The sequence below is a fragment of the Nonomuraea sp. NPDC001831 genome, from assembly GCF_042892035.1.
Taxonomy (GTDB): Bacteria; Actinomycetota; Actinomycetes; order Streptosporangiales; family Streptosporangiaceae; genus Nonomuraea.
On the sequence record NZ_JBIATU010000001.1, the window covers coordinates 128,944 to 142,955 of the forward strand.

Genomic DNA, 14,012 nt, shown 5'->3' on the forward strand with positions numbered 1-14,012 from the left:
CTCAGCCCAACAAGGAGGATGACATGTCGGTGTTGCAGAGCTTCCTGGACAGCGTGCGCGGCGGTGCGATCGAGGTGATCGACCTCACCGCGCCCCTGTCCTCCGAGACGCCGATCCTCCAGTTGCCCGAGCCGTTCGGCAACACCATCCCGTTCCGGCTGGAGGAGATCAGCCGTTACGACGACCGCGGCCCCGCCTGGTACTGGAACGACATCCACACCGGCGAGCACTCCGGCACCCACTTCGACGCCCCCGTCCACTGGGTGACCGCCCGCGACGGCCAGGACGTCTCCCAGGTGCCCGTACGCAGCCTGATCGCGCCCGCGGTCGTACTCGACTTCGCCGCCGAGGCGGCCAAGGACCCCGACTTCCTCCTGCAGATCGACCACGTCAAGGAATGGGAACGCGCCAACGGCCCGCTGCCCGACGGCGGCTGGCTGCTCTACCGCACCGGCTGGGACGCCCGCTCCGCCGACCAGGCCGCCTTCCTCAACGCCGACGAGACCGGCCCGCACTCGCCGGGCATCTCGGTGGAGTGCGCGTCCTGGCTGGCCGCCGAGACCCCGATCCTCGGGCTCGGCGTGGAGACCGTCGGCACCGACGCAGGGGCCGCCCACTCCTTCGACCCGCCCTTCCCCTGCCACTCCTTCCTGCTCGGCGCGGGCAAGTACGGCCTGACCCAGCTCCGCAACCTCGACCGCCTGCCGGTGACCGGGGCCGCCGTGGTCGCCCCGCCGCTGCCGATCGTGGGCGGCTCCGGCAGCCCCGTCCGCGTCCTGGCCCTGGTGGAACGTTGACCGTCCCGGAGACGGCGGCCGCGGCGGTCGGCCGGGCGCTGGCCGCCGGCGGCGTCCGCACGGCGTTCGGGGTGGTCGGCAGCGGCAACTTCCACGTCACCAACGCGCTGGTCGAGCACGGCGTGCGGTTCGTCGCCGCGCGGCACGAGGGCGGGGCGGCGACCATGGCCGACGCCTACGCCCGGATGAGCGGCGAGGTCGGCGTCGTCACGGTCCACCAGGGGCCGGGGCTGACCAACGCGATGACGGGGATCGCCGAGGCGGCCAAAAGCCGTACGCCGATGATCGTCCTGGCCGGGGAGGCGACGGACGCGCGCTCCAACTTCCACGTCGACCAGGACGCCCTGGCCGCGGCGGTGGGCGCGGTCCCCATGCGCCTCACAGACGCCGCGCGGGCCGAGGAGCAGGCGCTCGAAGCCTTCCGCGTGGCCTCGCGGGAACGCCGCACGGTCCTGCTGAACCTGCCGCTCGACGTGCAGTCCGCCCCCTCGCGCCCCCTCGGGCCCGCACCGGCCGTGACGGGCGCGGCCGGGCCCGTCCGGTCAGCCGCGCGGGACACGACGGCACAGTCCGGCCTGGCAACCGCGGACGACGCGACGGCAGGGTCCGGTCTGGCAGCCGCGGACGACACGGCGGCAGAGTCCGGCCTGGCAGCCCCGGACGACGCGACGGCCGAGCTGCGGCGGCTGCTGGCCGGGGCGCGGCGGCCGGTGTTCGTCGCGGGCCGCGGCGCCCGGCACGCCCGCCGCGAGCTGGAGGCGCTGGCCGACCGCACCGGCGCCCTGCTGGCCACCTCCGCCGTCGCCAAGGGCCTGTTCCGCGGCAGCCCCTGGGACCTCGACGTGAGCGGCGGCTTCGCCACCCCGCTGGCGGCCGAGCTGATCCGCGGCGCGGACCTGATCGTCGGCTGGGGCTGCGCCCTGAACATGTGGACGACCCGCCACGGCACGCTGATCGCGCCGGAGGCCGAGGTGGTCCAGGTCGACCTCGATCCGGCGGCCGTCGGCGCGCACGTCCGGGCCGATCTGGGCGTGGTCGGGGACGTCCGCGCCGTGGCGGCGGCCCTGACCGGGCCGGGCGGCGCCGCGCCGGGCTACCGGTCGGCCGAGCTGGCCCGGCGGATCAGGGACGAGGGGCGCTGGCGGGCGGTGCCGTACCGGGACGAGAGCGGCGCGGGCCGCATCGACCCGAGAACGCTCACCATCGCCCTGGACGACCTGCTCCCGAGCGAGCGCGTCGTGTCCGTCGACTCCGGCAACTTCATGGGATACCCCTCGATGTTCCTGGACGTGCCGGACGCAGGCGGGTTCTGCTTCACCCAGGCGTTCCAGTCGGTCGGGCTCGGCCTGGCGACCGCGATCGGGGCCGCCCTGGCCCGTCCGGACCGGCTCCCGGTGGCCGCCCTGGGCGACGGCGGCGCGCTCATGGGCATCGCCGAGCTGGAGACCGTCGTCCGGCTGGGGCTGCCCATGGTGGTCGTGGTCTACGACGACGAGGCGTACGGGGCGGAGGTGCACCACTTCGGGCCGCACGGGCATGCGCTCGGCACGGTCCGCTTCCCGCCCGCCGACCTGGCCGCGATCGCCCGGGGCCACGGGTTCGCGGCGGTGACCGTCACGGACGCCGCCGGGCTGGCGGGCGTGGCCGAATGGCTCAAGGGGCCCAGGGACCGCCCGCTGCTGGTACACGCCAAGATCACCGGCGAACGCGGCTCCTGGTGGCTGGAAGAGGCCTTCAAGGGCCACTGAGGAGCACGGCGAAGGCCCGCCGAACGGCCGTGCGGCACGGAAGGCCGCCGAACGACCGGTGCCATCCGCCGGGTCCGGGTCCGGAGGTCCGGATTAGGGGTCCGGGGTCCGGGTTCGGGTTCGGGTTCGAAGTCCGGGTTCGGGGCCGGGGCGGTCAGAGTTTGCGGTAGGTGCGGGCCTCTTCGGCGGCGGCCAGCACCTCCGCCAGCGACCCGCCCGTGCACGCCGCCACGCACGCCGCCACCGCCCCCTCCACGAACGGCACGTCCGCGACCACCACCCGGCCGTCCTCCTCCAGCAGCCGGGCGGTCAGCACCGAGCTGCCGAGGTCGGGGATGATCAGCACGCCGTCGCCCTGGTCCACGCCGCGCACCGCCTGCTCGACGAGGTCGAAGCTGGTGCCCAGGCCGCCGTCCGCGGTGCCGCCGGCCGCCGCCACCGGCACGGGCTCCGCGGCGATCCCCAGGGCCAGCGCCGCCGTCTCGGCCGCCAGCCCGGCACTGTGCGAGACCAGCACCACGCCCACCATCAGCCCTCCGCCCGCCCCTGGCCCTCTGCCGACGAGGTCCGCCCCTCCGCCGGGACCTGGCCCGCCTGCTCCCGGCCCGCCGCCTGCTCCCGGCCCTCCGCCGGGACCTGCCCCTCCGCCTGGTCCCGGCCCTCCGCCCGGTTGCGGGCCGTCGTGGCCAGGGCGCGCATGATCAGGGCCGCCGAGGCGGCGCCCGGGTCCTCGTGTCCCACGCTGCGTTCGCCCAGGTAGCTGGCCCGGCCCTTGCGGGCCTGGAGGGGGATCGTCTCGCGCGCGCCCTCGGCCGCCGCGTCCGCCGCCCGTTCGAACGCCTCCAGCGCCCCGATGCCGTCCCGTACGGCCAGGGCCAGCGACCGGGAGGCCGGGACCAGCGCGTCCACCATGGTCTTGTCGCCCACGGCCGCCTTGCCCAGCCGTTCCAGCGCGACCACCCCCTCCTCGAACGCCGCCTCGAAGCGGGCCAGCGTCACCGGGGACTCCAGCGTCCGGCCCATCTGGCGGAACATCGACCCGTACAGCGGGCCGGAGGCGCCGCCGACGCGGCGGATGAGGGCCGTGCCCGCGTCAATCAGCACCTGCCCGGGGGAGCCCGGCGGCCGGTCGGCCAGCGCCCTGGCGACCTCGGTGAAGCCGCGGTCCAGGTTCGCGCCGTGGTCGGCGTCGCCGATGGCCGCGTCGAGCTCCGTCAGCCGCTCGCGGTCGCGGCGGACCAGCCGGGCCGCCTCGTCGAGCCAGTCCGCGAAGAAGCGGGTGTCCATCAACGCCCCCAGCGCAGCGCCGGCGTCTCGACGGGCGCGTCCCAGAGCCGGGTGAGCGTGTCGTCGACCCGGCACACGGTGACCGAGAAGCCCTGCATGTCCAGGCTCGTCACGTAGTTGCCGACGAGCGAGCGGGCCACCCGCGCGTCCTTGCCCTTCACGAACGCCGCGACCTCGGCGAACAGCACGTACAGCTCCATGAGCGGGGTGCCGCCCATGCCGTTGACCATGACCAGCAGGTCGCCGCGGAGCGGCAGGTCGCTGTGCAGGGCCTCCATCGCGACGGCGGCCAGCTCGCGGGCCGAGGCCATCGGCACCCGCGTGCGGCCGGGCTCGCCGTGGATGCCGATGCCCAGCTCCACGTCCGTCTCGGGCAGGTCGAACGTCGGCTTGCCGGCCGACGGCGTCGTGCACGAGGTCAGCGCGATGCCGAACGACCGGCTGCGCTCGTTCACCTCGGCGGCCACCCGGGCCACCTCGGTCAGCGGCGCGCCCTCCTCGGCCAGCGCACCCGCGATCTTCTCCACGAACAGCGTCGCGCCCGTGCCGCGCCGCCCGGCCGTGTAGAGCGAGTTCTGGACGGCCACGTCGTCGTCGACCAGCACGGAGGCCACGTCGTTGTCCTCGGCCAGCTCGGCGGCCATCTCGAAGTTGAGCACGTCGCCGGTGTAGTTCTTGACGATGTGCAGCACCCCCGCGCCGCCGTCGACGGCCTTGGTGGCCTCGATGATCTGGTCGGGCACGGGCGAGGTGAAGATCTCGCCGGGACAGGCGGCGTCCAGCATGCCGTGGCCGACGAAACCGGCGTGCAGGGGCTCGTGGCCCGAGCCGCCGCCCGACACCAGCCCCACCTTGCCGGGACGCGGCCCCGCGGCCCGGTAGACCACGCGGTCCTGGACCCTCAACCCGGGATGGGCCGCCGCCATGCCGTTCAGCGCGTCCTCCACCACGGAGTCGGCGGTGTTGATGAGCTTCTTCATGGTCAAAACATCTGCCCGTTCTCACGGGAGGGCAAGCGCCGCCGCGTGAACAGGGGCGATGTCCTACGATCTCGTGACCCGAGCCGATCTTTTCCGGGCGAGAACAGGTCTCCTGAGTGGCCTGCCGACCGGCGTGAGTAGGCTACCTTCTGCTCATGGCTGAGATTGTGTACCCGCCGGTGATCGCCGCCGCGCGGACCCTCTTTCGCGTGCTCGACTACCGCTTCCACATGGAGGGCACCGAGCACGTGCCGCGGACCGGGGGAGCGGTGCTGGTGAGCAATCACATCAGCTATCTCGACTTCATCTTCGCGGGGTTCGCCGCGCTGCCGTCCAAGCGGCTGGTGCGCTTCATGGCCAAGCAGGACGTCTTCGACCACCGTGTCTCCGGGCCGCTGATGCGCGGCATGCACCACATCCCGGTCGACCGCGGGGCCGGGGCCGGCTCGTACGCCACCGCGCTGCGCAAGCTCAAGGCCGGCGAGGTGGTGGGCGTCTTCGCCGAGGCCACGATCAGCCGCTCCTTCACCGTCAAGGAGATCAAGAACGGCGCGATCCGCATGGCCCAGGCCACCAACGTGCCGGTCATCCCGGTCGCCCTGTGGGGCAGCCAGCGGCTGTGGACCAAGGGCCGGCCCAAGCAGCTCACCCAGCGGCACGTGCCGATCACCATCCTGGTGGGCGAGCCGTTCCACCCCAAGCGCGGGGAAGACGTCAATCAGCACACCGTCGACCTGCACACCCGCCTGTCGGAGCTGGTCGACCGGGCGCAGCGCACCTACCCCGAGGTGCCGCCGGGCGTGTGGTGGCAGCCCGCGCACCTGGGCGGCACCGCGCCCACCCCCGAGGAGGCGGCCGCGATGGACGCCGCCGAGGCCGAGGCCCGCGCCCAGAGGGACTGACCCCGGCAGAGCAGGCCAGGGCCGGTCTGAGCCGGTCTGAGCCGGTCAGATGGCGGCCTGGTAGGCGCTGGCGCGCATGCCCGCCAGCAGGCCCGCCGTCTGCTCCGGCGTGTAGCGGCGCACCGGGTCGTGGTGCAGCAGCCCCTCGATGAGCGGGCGCATCACCCCGGCCCGCCGCGGCGGCGGGTACGGGCCGCTGCGGGCCATGCCGAGCACCGTCGCCGCGTCCTGCCCGGGGTAGGGCGGCTGGCCCTCGACCGCGCTGTAGAGCGTCGCGCCGAAGGACCACATGTCGGCCTCCTTGCTGGCCGGCCCGCCGTGCAGCCGCTCCGGGGCCATGAACGCGGGCGTGCCGCGCAGCCGCCGCGAGGTCGTCATGCGGATGTCGCCCTCCGCGGTGGCGATGCCGAAGTCGGTCAGCACCACGCGGTCGCCGGTCAGCATCACGTTGGCGGGCTTGACGTCGCGATGGAGCACGCCGGCCTTGTGCGCGGTGCGCAGCGCGGCGAGCAGGTGCTGCCCGATCGCCGCCACCGACTGCGCGGGCAACGTCCCCACCTGGGAGAGCAGCTGGTGGAGTGAGAGCCCGTGCAGGTACTCCATCACGATCCAGAGCTTGCCGCCCACTTCCATCAGGTCGTGGACCGTGACGATGTTGGGGTGCGTCAGGCCGGCCGCCATCCGGGCCTCACGCAGCACCCGGCGGCGAACCATCTCGGCCTCACCGGCCAGAGTCAGCTCCTTCAACGCCACCTCTCGGTGGAGGAGCCGATCGAACGCCCGCCAGACGACTCCCATACCCCCACGACCGGCCTCCTCGTTCAGGAGGTACCGTCCGCCGATCTCCCGCATACCATCCCCTCAAGCTCGGGGATAATCATGTCATCTCCGCACACGGCATAGGGTGCCTAACGTGATCTGGATATGTCGGGAAGTGTAGGTTCGCTGGTCAGCGCCGCAGAAATTCGCCCAGGCAGGGCGCGCCACACGAGCGCCACCGCCACCAGGCACAGCCCCGCGGCCCCGGCCAGGACGGCGGCCAGCCCGAACAGGTCGCCCGCCAGGCCGCCGAGCGCCGCGCCCACCGGCATGCCGCCCATGCCGACCAGCCGGTAGGCGGAGTTCACCCGTCCCAGCAGCTCGCCGGGGATCAGCCGCTGGCGGACCGAGACGACCAGCACGTTGGCCGCCGCCCCCGTCACGCCCCACACCACCGCGACCGGGTACAGCGCCCACGGCGACGGCACCAGCACGGGGACGAGCAGCAGCAGGCTGCTGATCAGCCACGCCCCGACCAGCGTGCCGGCCTCGCCGGCCAGCCGCGTGACCGGCCCGGTCAGCGGCGAGCCGAGCACCGCGCCGACCGCGAACGCCGTCATCATGAGGCCGTAGCCGCTCGGGTCGAGGCCGATGCGCGACCCGTCGCCGACGGCCCACAGGACGAAGACGGCGAAGTATCCGGCGTTGGCCATGTTCATCATGCCCGCGGAGATCGCCAGCCTGCGCAGCAGCCGGTGGGCCCACAGGTAGCGCAGCGCCTCGGCGATGTCGGCGCGCAGCGGGCGGCGCGGCCCGGACGCGGCGGGAGCGGCACGGAAGGAGCCGGCCATGCCGGTCAGCAGCAGGGCGGCGGCGGCGTACAGGAGGGCGGGGGCGCCGAAGAGGGCGGCCGGCAGCAGGCCGGCGAGCAGCCCGGCCAGCGGCGCGCCGACGAAGTCGTTGCCGACGGTCTGGACGCCGACGATCCGGGCGTTGGCCCTGGTGAGGTCGTCCTTGGAGACGGTCATGGGCAGGACGGACTGCGCCGAGGTGTCGGCGAAGACCTCGCTCACCCCGGCCGCGAAGATCACCGCGAGCAACGTCCACAGGTTCAGCAGGCCCGCCGCGGCCAGCAGCGCCGCCACCGCCAGCACCGCCGTACGCGCGGCGTTGGCCAGCGTCATGACCCGGCGGCGGTCGGCCCGGTCGGCGACCGCCCCCGCGTGCAGCGCGAGCAGCAGCCAGGGCGCGGTCGCGGCGGCCCCGGCCAGCGACACCAGCGTGGGGGAGCGGGTCATGGACACGGCCAGCAGCGGCGCGCCGACCCGCAGCACACCGTCGGCCAGGTTCGACAGCGCGGTGGACGACCAAAGGAACCAGAAGGCTCGGCCGAGACGATTCACGGCTCACTCCGATAGTGTGTAAAGAAAAGTGTGCATAGATTCCTTTGCAAAGATAGGCTTGCACAGTGACAGAAGGCAAGAGCTTCTCCGCCCGCACCCTCGACGCGAAGGCGCTGAAGTCGTTCGCGCACCCGCTGCGGCTGCGCATCTACGAGCTGCTCGACGAGCACGGCCCCGCCACGGCCACCGGCCTGGCCGGCCTGCTCGGGCAGAACACCGGGGCCACCAGCTACCACCTGCGCGAGCTGGCCCGCCACGGCATGATCGAGATCGCGCCCGAGCTGGGCCGGGGCAAGGAGAAGTACTGGCGGATCACGCCCGGCGGCTTCAGCTTCGGGCCGGCCGGGGACCATCCGGAGGAGGCCGACGCCCTGGAGTTCCTGCTGGACGACATGGTCCGGCAGCGCGGCGCGGAGCTGACCCGCTGGCGTGAGGGCTCGGCGCGGGCCCCCGAGGAATGGACGCAGGCCAGCGTGTTCGCCCGCCGCTCGCTGCGGCTCACCCCCGAGGAGACGGCCGACCTGCGCGACCGGGTGCTGGAGGTGCTGGACCGCTTCCGCCGCCTGTCCGACGGCAGGGACACCCCCGCCGGCGGCGGCCACGTCGTCGTGCACTTCGACGTCCTGCCGCTCGGCGCCACGGGCGAGCCGCCCGCGGCCGACCGGCCCTGACCCCCGCAACGCACGGCGCCCCCGTCCCGGGAGGGACGGGGGCGCCGCGGCCGGACGGTCAGGAAATCAGGCTCATGGCCCGCTCGACGGTGCCCTCGGGCGCCTTGGCGGGCGAGCCCGCGTCGAACGGCGGGCAGGGGTCGTACTCGATCGCGAGCTGCACCGCCTGGGCCGTCTCGACGTCGTCGGTCCGGGCCAGCAGGGTGAGGGCCATGTCGATCCCGGCCGACACCCCGGCGGCGGTCACGATCTTGCCCTCGGTGACGACGCGCTCGCTCACCGGCTCGGCGCCGACGCCCGTCAGGCCGTCCAGCACCGCCCAGTGGGTGGTCGCGCGCACGCCCTTGAGCAGCCCCGCCGCGCCCAGCACGTACGAGCCGCTGCACACCGACGTCGTCCACCGCGTGTGCTCGTGGGCCTCGCGCAGCCAGCCGAGCAGCGCCTCGTCCGACATCGCCTCCCGGGTGCCGGGCCCGCCGGGCACGATCACCACGTCGGGACGCGGCAGGTCGGCGTAGGAGGCGGTGGCGGCGATCGACAGGGTGCCCTGGTCGTCGGTCACCGGGCCCACCTCCCCGGCCACGAACGTCACCGTGACGCCGGGCGCGAACGCCAGCACCGTGTAGGGGCCGACCGCGTCGAGAGCGGTGAAACGGGGATAAAGCGGGATTGCCACATGCATGGTGTCATTTCTCCTTCGACTGGAATCTGCGGCGGTGCTCGCCCGGCGACACCCGCCAGTGGCGGCGGAAGACGCGGTAGAGGGTCTCCGGCGTGCCCAGGCCCGCCTCCCTGGCCACGGTCTCCAGGGGGTGCCCGGTGACCTCCAGGAGGCGTCTGGCGGCGTCGGCGCGGCTGCGTTCGACGTACCGGCCGGGTGGCAGGCCGGTCTGCTCGGTGAAGACCCGGGAGAAGTGCCGTTCGCTCATCCCGACGCGCCGGGCGAGCGCGGGCACGCTCAGGTCGGCGGCCGGGTTGGCGTCGATGTAGCCCTGCAGCTCCCGCAGGGGGAGACTGCGCGGGGTCATGGCCCGCATCGGCGCGCTGAACTGGCTCTGCCCGCCCGGCCGGTGCAGGTAGACGACGAGCCCGCGGGCGACGTCGCGGGCCAGCTCGTGGCCGTGGTCCCTGGCCACCAGCGCGAGCGCCAGGTCCACGCCGGACAGCACGCCCGCCGAGGTCCACACGTTGCCGTCCTCGATGTAGAGAGGATCGGGGTCCACCTCGACGTCGGCGTAGCGGTGGCGCAGGTCGTCGGCGGCCAGCCAGTGGGTGGTGGCCCGGCGGCGGTCGAGCAGCCCGGCCTCGGCCAGCAGGAACGCCCCGTTGCAGACCGAGGCCACCCGCCCGGCCCGCGCGGCCAGGGCGGCGACCGCCCCGACCAGCGCGCGGTCCTCCAGCTGCCCGGGAACCGCCAGTCCGCCGGCGACCATGAGCGTGTCGATCGGTCCCGCCACCTCGCCGAGCGCCCCCGCCATGACGGTGACCCCGTTCGACGCGCTCACCGCCCCCGCCTCCACGGCGGCCACCTCGACCCGGTAACCCCGCCCCCGGGCGATCAGGTCGGCGGTCGCGAACACGTCCGCCGGCCCGGCCATGTCCAGCAACTGGAAGCCCGGGAAGACGACGATCACGATCCGTCGCTGCATGCCTTCATGCTGGTCGCGGCCCTGCGTTGGCGTCAATGACACAAACCTTGCACATTACGCCACCCGCTCTCGCCTCCAGGCGCAGGCAGGTTACACTTATTGCAGATATCGAGTGTCGGAGGTGGTCATGCCCCGCAGCGGCGTCCTGGCCGGCGCGACGCGCGTCGAAGCCGACAGCGGTGACCGCAGGCTGCTCGAACATCTGGAGGCGACGGCTGCCGCAGGGAACGCGTCGCTGGTGCTGCGCGGGCCGGACGGCACCGATCTCGTGCTGCCGCGCTCGTTGGTCACGCTCCTGGTCGCCGCGGCGCACGACCTCGGCAAGGGGCACGCCGTCTGGGCCCTGCCTGCCGAAGTCCTGTTGAGCCCCAACGAGGTCGCGGAGTTGCTCGGCCTGTCGCGTCCCTTCGTCGTGCGGCTGCTGGATGAGGGCGAGATCCCCGCACAACGTCTCCCAGGCAGTCGCCATCGTGTCGTTCGCCTGGAAGATGTCCTGGAGTTCCAGGATCGCCGGGAGCGTCGCGCCGAAGCCCGTCGCAGGATCATGGAGGTCGCCGAAGAGGCGGAACTACCCTACTGATCTCCCGAGGGATATTGGCTGATGGCGCGGGTCTTCGTCGACACCAACGTGCTGTTCCCGTTCTCGCTGATGGACCTCGTGCTCGCGCTGACCGAGGACGCCGTGCACACGTGGGTCTGGAGCGATCACCTGCTGTCGGAATGGGAACGGGTCATCGTGCGCGAGCAGCACCGCTCCGCCCGTTCGGCAGCGCGTATCGGGGCGGTGATCCGTGAGTTCTTCGCCGACAGCCGGGTCTCCGAGGACGACTACAAGCATCTGATCGATCAGATGGAGGGCCCTGACCTCGACGACCGCCATCACATGGCTGCCGCGATAGCGGGTCACGCCCGGACCCTGGTCACCTGGAACGTCGCGGACTTCCCGGCGGCGTTCCTCGGCCGCCACGGGGTGAGCGTCAGCGCTCCCGATGCGTACCTGTGCTCGCTGCTGAGCCGCAGTCCGCGTGAGGTGCTGAGCGTGCTGGCCCGGATGGCGGCGGGGAAACGCCGTCCGCCCATGACCACACATGACGTCCTCGCCGCGCTGGACAGGGCCGGGGTTCCCAGCTTCGCCAGAGGCGCGAGGAGTCTGCTGACGATCGTAGAGGGCGGTTCGTGACGGAATTGGAGACGGCCGGCACCCCTGCAGGGGTGCCGGCCGTGGCTCTTGGGGGCGTCAGCCCATGTGCGGGTAGCGGTGGTCGGTCGGCGGGACGAACGTCTCCTTGATCGTGCGGGCGTTCACCCAGCGGATCAGGTTGAAGATCGAGCCGGCCTTGTCGTTGGTGCCCGAGGCCCGCGCGCCGCCGAACGGCTGCTGGCCCACGACCGCGCCCGTCGGCTTGTCGTTGACGTAGAAGTTGCCCGCCGCGAAGCGCAGCCGCTCCGAGGCCGCGGCGATGGCGTACCGGTCCTGGGCGATGATCGAGCCGGTCAGCGCGTACGGGGCGATGCCCTCCATCTGGTCGAGCACCGTGTCGAAGTCGCTGTCCTCGTAGACGTGCACGCCGAGGATCGGCCCGAAGTACTCCTTGACGAAGATCTCGTCCGTCGGGTCGGCGCACTCCAGGATGGTCGGCTTGACGAAGTAGCCGACGCCGGAGTCGTAGGAGCCGGTGAGCACGTCGATGTTCGAGGCGGCCCGCGCCCGGTCGATGGCGTCCTTGTGCTTGGCGAAGGCCCGCTCGTCGATGACCGCGCCCATGAACGTCGACAGGTCGGCCGCCACGTCGCCCACGGTCAGCGACTCGGCCACGCCCACGAAGTCGTCACGCATGCGGTTCCACACCGAACGCGGCACGTACGCCCGCGAGGCCGCCGAGCACTTCTGGCCCTGGTACTCGAAGGCGCCCCTGACCAGCGCGGTCGAGAGCACGGCGGGGTCGGCCGACGGGTGGGCCAGCACGAAGTCCTTGCCGCCGGTCTCGCCCACCAGGCGCGGGTAGCCGTGGTAGGAGCCGATGTTGGCGCCGATCGTGCCCCACAGGTGCTGGAAGGTGGGGGTCGAGCCGGTGAAGTGCACGCCGGCCAGCGCCGGGTGCGTCATCGCGACCTCGGAGACGGCCTGCCCGTTGCCGGTGACCATGTTGATCACGCCCGGCGGCAGCCCGGCCGCCTCCAGCAGGCGCATCGTGTGGTGCGCGGCGAGCTGCTGCGTCGGCGACGGCTTCCAGACGACGACATTCCCCATCAAAGCGGCAGAAGTCGGCAAATTTCCGGCGATGGCGGTGAAGTTGAACGGCGTGATCGCCAGCACGAACCCCTCAAGGGGCCGGTACTCCATCCGGTTCCACACGCCGGGCGACGAGATCGGCTGGTCGGAGTAGAGCTGACGGGCGTAGGCCACGTTGAAGCGCAGGAAGTCGATCAGCTCACAGGCCGAGTCGATCTCCGCCTGCTGCGCCGACTTCGACTGGCCCAGCACGGTGGCCGCGTTCAGCGTCTGGCGCCACGGACCGGCCAGCAGGTCGGCGGCCTTGAGGAAGACCGCGGCCCGCTCGTCGAAGGACAGCGCCCGCCAGGCGGGCGCCGCCCGCAGGGCGCTGTCGATGGCGTCCTGCACGTCCTGAGCCGTAGCGTCGTTGGTACGGCCCAGGACGGAGGCATGGTTGTGCGGCTGCACCACGTCGATGGGCGCGCCGCCGCCGAGCCGCTGCTCGCCGTCGATGGTCATGGTCAGGTCGACGGGGGAGCCGGCCAGCTCCTTGATGCGGTCCTCCAGTGCCGTACGCTCGGCGCTGCCCGGCGCGTAGCCGAGCACGGGCTCGTTCACGGGGACGGGGACGTTGCTGATGGCATCCATTTACTTACCCCCAAGGGCACGAAGGAAGAAGGCGACGTTGGCGGGGCGCTCGGCCAGCCGGCGCATGAAGTAGCCGTACCAGTCGTCGCCGTAGGGGACGTACACGCGGACCGTGTGACCGGCTCCGGCCAGGGCCTCCTGCCGGTCGGTCCGGATCCCGTAGAGCATCTGGAACTCGTGGTCGCCGAGCGTGCGGCCGAAGCGGTCGGCGAGCAGCTCGGTGATGGAGATCAGCCGGTCGTCGTGCGTGGCCACCATGGGGTAACCCTTCCCCGCCATGAGGATGCGCAGGCATCGCACGTACGCCTTGTCCACGGCCTGCTTGTCCTGGTGCGCGACCGAGGCGGGCTCGCGGTAGGCGCCCTTGACCAGCCGGACGCGCGAGCCCTCGTGGGCCAGGTCGCGGCAGTCGTCCTCGCTGCGGAACAGGTAGGCCTGGATCGCCACGCCGGTCGACGGGTAGTCCTCGCGCAGCTTGCGCAGGATGCCCAGTGTCGAGTCGACGGTGGTGTGGTCCTCCATGTCGAGCGTGACGGTCGAGCCGTTGGCCGCGGCGGCGGCGCAGATCTCGCGGGCGTGCTCCAGGGCCATGCCGTCGTCGAGCCGCTGACCGACCGCCGACAACTTGACCGACACCTCGCCCCGGGCGCCGAGCTGCAGCGGCTTCAGCGCCTCCAGCAGCGTCACGTACGCCTGCGCCACGGCCTCGGCGGCGCGCGCGTCGCGCGTCTCCTCGCCGAGGTGGTCGACGGTCACGGCCAGGTTGGCGTCACGCAGCCGTTCGATGGCGTTCCGGGCCTCCTGGACGCTCTCGCCCGCGACGAACCGGTCCACCACCTTGCGGGTGAGCGGAAAGCCTGACACGGAGCGGCGTACGACGCCGCTCCCGGAGGCGGCAAGGAGCAGTTGACCCAACATGCCTCAAGTCTAGAAACCCCAGGTCAGAGGGGGCC

Annotated in this window: 15 protein-coding genes; 6 read left to right on the forward strand and 9 right to left on the reverse strand. The window is 72.8% G+C overall.

Features of this window, described 5'->3' with window-relative positions:
- Nucleotides 1–23: 23 nt before the first annotated feature.
- Nucleotides 24–797: a cyclase family protein gene (locus ACFYYW_RS00620; protein WP_387643375.1), complete on the forward strand. Its 774-nt coding sequence runs from the start codon at nt 24–26 to the stop codon at nt 795–797.
- Nucleotides 794–2,545, forward strand: a complete 1,752-nt coding sequence (locus ACFYYW_RS00625; protein WP_387643377.1) for a thiamine pyrophosphate-binding protein — start codon at nt 794–796, stop codon at nt 2,543–2,545. Before ACFYYW_RS00620 ends, ACFYYW_RS00625 begins: the two co-directional genes overlap by 4 nt.
- 154 nt (nt 2,546–2,699) lie before the next feature.
- On the opposite strand, the gene ACFYYW_RS00630 is transcribed toward ACFYYW_RS00625, so the two are convergent.
- The 3 genes from ACFYYW_RS00630 to dhaK are packed head-to-tail and all read right to left on the reverse strand — an operon-like array spanning nt 2,700 to nt 4,812.
- Complete coding sequence (locus ACFYYW_RS00630) at nt 2,700–3,074, reverse strand: phosphoenolpyruvate--protein phosphotransferase (protein ID WP_364417147.1); 375 nt, start codon at nt 3,072–3,074, stop codon at nt 2,700–2,702.
- Entirely contained in the window at nt 3,074–3,832 is a 759-nt protein-coding gene (gene dhaL, locus ACFYYW_RS00635) for a dihydroxyacetone kinase subunit DhaL (protein ID WP_387643379.1), read from the reverse strand. Before dhaL ends, ACFYYW_RS00630 begins: the two co-directional genes overlap by 1 nt.
- Nucleotides 3,832–4,812, reverse strand: a complete 981-nt coding sequence (gene dhaK / locus ACFYYW_RS00640; RefSeq protein ID WP_387643381.1) for a dihydroxyacetone kinase subunit DhaK — start codon at nt 4,810–4,812, stop codon at nt 3,832–3,834. The genes dhaL and dhaK overlap by 1 nt, the downstream gene beginning before the upstream one ends.
- A 155-nt stretch (nt 4,813–4,967) precedes the next feature.
- Here dhaK and ACFYYW_RS00645 point away from each other — a divergent pair, with 155 nt between their 5' ends.
- A complete protein-coding gene (locus ACFYYW_RS00645) occupies nt 4,968–5,714 on the forward strand; it encodes a lysophospholipid acyltransferase family protein (protein ID WP_387643383.1) in 747 nt (248 codons plus the stop codon).
- A gap of 45 nt (nt 5,715–5,759) precedes the next feature.
- On the opposite strand, the gene ACFYYW_RS00650 is transcribed toward ACFYYW_RS00645, so the two are convergent.
- Both ACFYYW_RS00650 and ACFYYW_RS00655 read right to left on the reverse strand, forming a co-directional pair.
- Entirely contained in the window at nt 5,760–6,566 is an 807-nt protein-coding gene (locus tag ACFYYW_RS00650) for a serine/threonine-protein kinase (protein WP_189652565.1), read from the reverse strand.
- Nucleotides 6,567–6,622: 56 nt separating this feature from the next.
- A complete protein-coding gene (locus tag ACFYYW_RS00655; protein ID WP_387643386.1) occupies nt 6,623–7,876 on the reverse strand; it encodes an MFS transporter in 1,254 nt (417 codons plus the stop codon).
- Between the two features lie 65 nt (nt 7,877–7,941).
- On the opposite strand from ACFYYW_RS00655, the gene ACFYYW_RS00660 reads away from it, so the two are divergent.
- Nucleotides 7,942–8,547 carry an ArsR/SmtB family transcription factor gene (locus ACFYYW_RS00660; RefSeq protein ID WP_387643388.1) on the forward strand — a complete coding sequence of 202 codons (606 nt, stop codon included), beginning with the start codon at nt 7,942–7,944 and terminating at the stop codon, nt 8,545–8,547.
- Between the two features lie 58 nt (nt 8,548–8,605).
- Here ACFYYW_RS00660 and ACFYYW_RS00665 read toward each other — a convergent pair whose 3' ends face one another.
- Both ACFYYW_RS00665 and ACFYYW_RS00670 read right to left on the reverse strand, forming a co-directional pair.
- A complete protein-coding gene (locus ACFYYW_RS00665; RefSeq protein ID WP_387643390.1) occupies nt 8,606–9,229 on the reverse strand; it encodes a DJ-1/PfpI family protein in 624 nt (207 codons plus the stop codon).
- A 4-nt stretch (nt 9,230–9,233) separates the two neighbouring features.
- Nucleotides 9,234–10,196 carry a GlxA family transcriptional regulator gene (locus ACFYYW_RS00670; RefSeq protein ID WP_387643392.1) on the reverse strand — a complete coding sequence of 321 codons (963 nt, stop codon included), beginning with the start codon at nt 10,194–10,196 and terminating at the stop codon, nt 9,234–9,236.
- Between the two features lie 127 nt (nt 10,197–10,323).
- Here ACFYYW_RS00670 and ACFYYW_RS00675 point away from each other — a divergent pair, with 127 nt between their 5' ends.
- Nucleotides 10,324–10,776 (forward strand): helix-turn-helix domain-containing protein, encoded by a 453-nt coding sequence (locus ACFYYW_RS00675; RefSeq protein ID WP_387643394.1) that lies wholly within the window; start codon nt 10,324–10,326, stop codon nt 10,774–10,776.
- Between the two features lie 21 nt (nt 10,777–10,797).
- A complete protein-coding gene (locus tag ACFYYW_RS00680) occupies nt 10,798–11,376 on the forward strand; it encodes a putative toxin-antitoxin system toxin component, PIN family (protein WP_387643396.1) in 579 nt (192 codons plus the stop codon).
- A 57-nt stretch (nt 11,377–11,433) separates the two neighbouring features.
- Here ACFYYW_RS00680 and pruA read toward each other — a convergent pair whose 3' ends face one another.
- Nucleotides 11,434–13,059, reverse strand: coding sequence for an L-glutamate gamma-semialdehyde dehydrogenase (gene pruA, locus ACFYYW_RS00685; RefSeq protein WP_387643398.1), 1,626 nt, complete (start codon nt 13,057–13,059; stop codon nt 11,434–11,436).
- Entirely contained in the window at nt 13,060–13,977 is a 918-nt protein-coding gene (locus tag ACFYYW_RS00690; protein ID WP_387643400.1) for a proline dehydrogenase family protein, read from the reverse strand. It abuts the gene before it with no gap.
- Nucleotides 13,978–14,012 lie beyond the last annotated feature (35 nt).